At 41.5% G+C, this 1283-nt stretch carries 1 pseudogene; it reads left to right on the top strand.

Features of this window, described 5'->3' with window-relative positions:
* Positions 1–1156, top strand: a pseudogene (locus F6K27_RS33230) (reverse transcriptase domain-containing protein); the annotation flags it as partial.
* Positions 1157–1283: the final 127 nt, after the last annotated feature.

Here is a 1283-nt window from a genome sequence, read left to right as displayed (position 1 = left end):
TAAAGCTCAGACACTAAAAAGAAAGTTAGGGTCACCTAAGCCCTTTCTTGAGTGCGTCTTACATTCTGAGGAGACCTCAGAATTACGCACTCGCTTTTTAAGCGTAGCACTGGATACAGAGCATATACCTTCACAAGCTTCAATCAATCCTAACCTGCAATGGAAGGATATAAATTGGAAACAAGTGGAGAAATCTGTGTTCAAATTGCAAAAATTGATTTACAGAGCATCCAGCCGTGGCGAACTCCGCAAGATGCACAGATACCAAAAACTTCTGACCAAAAGTTATTACGCTAGGTTGCTAGCTGTTAGGCGCGTGACACAGGATAACCAAGGACGAAGAACTGCTGGAATAGATGGTGTTAAAAATCTATCTCCGATGCAACGATTCAACTTGGTGAACCTACTCGCATCACGCCACCTTAAAGCGAGCCCAACCCGCAGAGTCCGTATACCAAAACCAGGTAAAGATGAAAAACGTCCATTAGGCATCCCTACGATGTACGACCGCGCGTTACAAGCCCTGGTGAAGTTAGGTATGGAACCAGAGTGGGAAGCACGCTTTGAACCTAATAGCTATGGTTTTAGACCAGGGCGGTCAACACATGATGCTATTGTAGCCATATTTGATAGTATCAAGCGTAAACCTAAATATGTGCTTGATGCTGACATATCCAAATGTTTTGACCGAATTAACCATGATGCACTACTAGGAAAAATTGGGAAAACTCCCTATAGGAGATTAATCAAACAATGGTTAAAATCTGGAGTGTTTGACAATAATCAATTCCTAGAATCTGTGGAAGGTACACCACAGGGAGGGGTAATATCACCTCTACTAGCAAACATCGCCTTACACGGTATGGAAGAAAGACTTACGGCATTCGCCAAAACCCTTGATATGAAAGATAGCAGGGGCAGGCAAATAGGCCAACGAGATAAAATAAGAAGTCTCAGTCTGATACGCTATGCTGATGACTTTGTAATCCTACATGAAGACATCAAAGTAGTGTTGCAAGCTAAAACCGTGATTCAGGAATGGTTAAACCAGGTAGGATTAGAACTAAAACCAGAAAAAACCAGAATTGCCCATACTTTAGAAGTATATGAAGGAAACAAACCTGGATTTGACTTCTTAGGATTTACAATTAGGCAAGGCTTTGTTGCATGAAAGTAGCGATCGCCAAAAACTCCCTTAGTTGGAAGTTAACTAGATTTCTACTTTGTAGCTCTGGGGTTTACCATTTTGAATCATCACGTTGAGTATGGAACATTGTATGAAT

It is taken from the genome of Okeania sp. SIO2F5, from assembly GCF_010692685.1.
GTDB lineage: Bacteria > Cyanobacteriota > Cyanobacteriia > Cyanobacteriales > Microcoleaceae > Okeania > Okeania hirsuta.
This window is presented reverse-complemented; position numbering and strand designations above follow the sequence as displayed.